We start from the raw sequence: 3,772 nt of genomic DNA, 5'->3' as shown, positions 1-3,772 counted from the left end.
CCGTTGAGGCGCGTGAGGCGATGGTGGCCCGGGCCGGCGGGGCGACGCGGGCCGATATGGCCCAGAACTACTGGGGGCCGAGCGACCAATGGTTCGACGCGGCCACGGGGGTCGAAGTGGACGCCGTCTACTTCGATGCGGTCTGGATGGATGACCAGGTGCGGCGCGTGCTGCACGACCACCGGCCCAGCCTGGGCTACACCACCGCCTTCTGCCACACCGTGCGCCATTCGCGGCCGCTGCATGACCCCGACGGCTGGTTCACCGCGCTGCAAACGGCGTGCGCCGCGCCCTATCCCGAGGAACTGCGCCGCGCCATCATCGCCTGGAACTGGCCCCTGCTGCGCGACATCATCACCAGCTACGCCGCCCAGATCGAGAAGGCCCTGCAGCGCGATGACCGCGTCAGCCTGAACCACCGGCTGGCGGCGCTGCTGGCGAGTTACTTCGACATCCTGTTCGCCGTCAACCGCGTCTGGCACCCCGGCGAGAAACGGCTGGTCGCCCGCGCCTCGGCGCTGTGCGAGCGACTGCCGGAGGGGATGGCTGACGACCTGGAGGCAGTTCTGGCCGCGGCGGGGACGGCCGACCCGGCGCTGACCCTCCACTTGCACCGGCTGCTGGATCGGCTCGACGCGCTGCTGGCGGCCGATGGATTGATATGAGATGATAGGGAAGAATCCGCAGATTACGCCGATTGCGCAGATTATTGCCAATCGTAGACACGACGGATTCTCCTGCCATGACTACTTTCCACGCCCCTGACGTAGCTGCGCCTACTCCTCTCGGTCCGACTTTTCGCCACGCCCGCGGCGCGGACGACGTCGACGCCTTGCTCGCCGTGCAGGTGGGGCGAGCCGAGCGCGACCAGGTGGACCCACTCTCCTCGGGCGAATCCATCCCCACGCGCGAGCGGCTCGCCATTGTCCTGGCCGAGGCCGAAGCCGCCGGGCAGCTGGACCGTTACCTCATTGTCGAATTGAACAGGGCGGTCATCGGCTATGGCCGGGTGAGCGACTGGAAAGAGGATGACGGCATGCACGTCTGGCTGCACCGCGGCTGGGTGCTGCCGGCCTGGCGTGGGTGCGGCGTCGGGACGGCGCTACTCCGCCGGCTGGAGGGGCGCATTCGGGAACTGGCCGTCGCGGACGGGGGTGAGCGTTGGGAGTACGCCGCCAACGCCAGCAGCACCGAGCCGGACGCGACCGCCCTGCTGCTCGACAATGGCTACCGGCCCGGCTATACGGTGCTGGAGATGGGGCTGGACTGGGACGCCTTTCCGCGGCCGGCCGATGGGCCGGCGCTGCCCGCCGGGTTCGTCACCCGACCGGTGCGACCCGAAGACGCGCCGGCCGTCTCACGCAGCATTGACGAGGCGTACCTGTATGAATATGCCGACGGCCGCTACCAGACGCGGATGAACGTGGACGCCTTCGCCGAGGAACTGCTCGGCTCCCGCTACGACCTGTCCCTGCTTCAGGTGGCCTGGGCCGGGGACGAGGTTGCCGGCCAGGTCATTCCCCTGATCGAGCGGGGGCGGGCGGAAATCTACGAGGTCAGCGTGCGGCCGGCCTACCGGCGGCGCGGGCTGGCCCGGGCGTTGCTGTCGCGGGCGCTGCTGGACCTGGAGGCGCGCGGCGTGGGCGTTGTGCGCCTGGGGACGGTGGCCGAGTTTCCGACGCGGGCGGTCGAGCTTTACCAGTCGCTCGGTTTCCGCATCCTGAAGGAGTTCCCGCGCTATCGCAAGAGCCAGACCTGACAGGTGTCGCCGTGGGCGGCCCACGGCGACACCTATCAGGTCTACGAGGCATGAATGGATCGCATCATCCGCGAACGCTACCACGACGATATTCTGCATGAGGTCATGCGCCGCTACGCCATCGCGCTCGGCGACATCGAGACGCTGGGCGGCTTTGAGAGCTTCATCTACCGCTTCACCCGCGACGGCGCGCCGTTCATCCTGCGCGTCACCCACAGCCACCGCCGCACGCCGGAACTCATCCATGGCGAGGTGGATTGGATCAACTATCTGGCGGCTGGCGGGGCGACGGTGGCCCGCGCCGTCGAATCGGCCCGCGGCGAGTTGGTGGAGGAGGTGGACGACGGCGCGGGTGGGCGCTTCCTGGCGACGGCTTTCGCCAACGCGCCTGGCCGGCCCGCCTGGGAAATGGGTTGGACGCCGAGCCTGCGCCAGAACTACGGCCGGTTGATCGGCCGCATGCACGCCCTGACCAAGCGCTACACGCTGCGCGATCCGGCCTGGCGGCGGCCCGCTTGGCCGGCCGAGTCGCTGCCCGAGGTCGTCCGCCATCTGTCGGGCCGCGATGGGGCGGCGCTCGACCGCTACCGGGCGTTGGCGGCGCGCGTCGCGGCGTTGCCCCGCGACCGGGACGGCTACGGCCTCATCCACTTCGACGCCCACGAGAGCAACTTCCACGTGGACGGCGAGACCATCACCCTCTTCGACTTCGACGATTGCGGCTACAATTGGCTGGTCAACGACATCGCCATGGTCATCTTCTACCAGGTGACGAACCGCGACGACCCGGAGGACTATCTGGCCGGCTTCCTGCCCGACTTCTTGCGCGGCTACCGGGCGGAGAACCGGCTCGACCCGGCCTGGCTGGCGGCCATCCCCGACTTTCTGACGATGCGCGAGATCGAGTTGTACGCCATCATCCAGCGCAGCTATGACGTGACGCCCGACACGATTGACCAGATTCCGCACGCCTGGCCGCGGCGGTTCATGGAGGGCCGGGCCGCGTGTATCACCGCGGGTACGCCCTACATCGCGTTCGACTTATCAACGATGGCCGATTATCTTTAGGAATGGGAAGGAATGAAACACGGATAGGACACCGATGTGACGGATACAACGGATTGAATTCCCCGATCCGGTGTATCCGTTCAATAGGAGGTAAACGTGAACTTAACCCCCCGCAAGCTATTCTTCGGCAACCCCGACCGGACGTTCGTGCGCATCAGCCCCGACGGCGCGCACCTATCCTGGCTGGCCCCGCGCGACGGTGTGCTCAATGTCTGGGTGGCCCCGCGCGACAACCCGGCCGAGGCCCGCCCCGTCACCCACGACACCGGCCGCGGCGTTCGCTTCTACGACTGGAGCTATGGCGGCGACCGCCTGCTCTACATCCAGGACAAGGGCGGCGACGAGAACTGGCGCGTCTACGCCGTTGACCTGGCCGGCGATACGGTGCGCGAACTGACGCCCTTCGAGGGCGTGGCCGCCCAGATACTCGCCGCCAGCCACCGCCGACCGGACGAGGTCTTGGTGCTGCTCAACGACCGCGACCCGCAGTGGCACGACGTTTACCGCCTCGACCTGGCCACGGGCGAGCGGACGCTGCTGCTACAAAACGACCGCTACCTGGAGTTCGCCGCCGATGACGACCTGAACCTGCGCCTGGCGATGGAGATGACGCCCGACGGTGGAATCACCCTGCATATGCTCGACGACGCCGGCGAGTGGCAGCCGTGGGAGACTGTCCCGACGGAGGACACGCTGACCACCTCCATCATCGGTTTCGACCGCACCGGCCGGCTGCTCTACCTGCGCGATAGCCGCGGGCGGGACACGGCCGGCCTCTTCGTGCTCGACCTTGACACGGGCGGCCGGCGATTGCTGGCCGAAGACGCCCGCGCCGACGTCTCCGACGCGCTGCGCCACCCGACCGAGCGCGACGTGCAGGCCGTCGCCATCGTCTACGATCGCAAGGCGTGGCAGGTGCTCGACATGGAAATCGCCCCTGATCTG

The 3,772-nt window shown here is 68.1% G+C and carries 3 protein-coding genes and 1 pseudogene; all 4 read left to right on the top strand.

Annotated elements, in window-relative coordinates; genetic code table 11:
* Positions 1-665, top strand: a 665-nt coding sequence (locus tag ACE3UY_RS10115) for a DUF4037 domain-containing protein (protein WP_374687412.1), incomplete at its 5' end; no start/stop codon positions are given.
* 77 nt (positions 666-742) lie between these two features.
* Positions 743-1,759 (top strand): GNAT family N-acetyltransferase, encoded by a 1,017-nt coding sequence (locus ACE3UY_RS10110; RefSeq protein WP_374687411.1) that lies wholly within the window; start codon positions 743-745, stop codon positions 1,757-1,759.
* Between the two features lie 54 nt (positions 1,760-1,813).
* Entirely contained in the window at positions 1,814-2,827 is a 1,014-nt protein-coding gene (locus ACE3UY_RS10105; RefSeq protein ID WP_374687410.1) for a phosphotransferase enzyme family protein, read from the top strand.
* Positions 2,828-2,923: 96 nt separating this feature from the next.
* Positions 2,924-3,772 (top strand): annotated as a pseudogene (locus tag ACE3UY_RS10100) (S9 family peptidase); the annotation flags it as partial.

This window comes from Promineifilum sp. (SeqCode) (genome assembly GCF_041918635.1).
Lineage (GTDB): Bacteria > Chloroflexota > Anaerolineae > Promineifilales > Promineifilaceae > Promineifilum.
The sequence above is the reverse complement of the archived record's forward strand: the minus strand, read 5'-3'. Positions and strand labels throughout refer to the sequence as shown.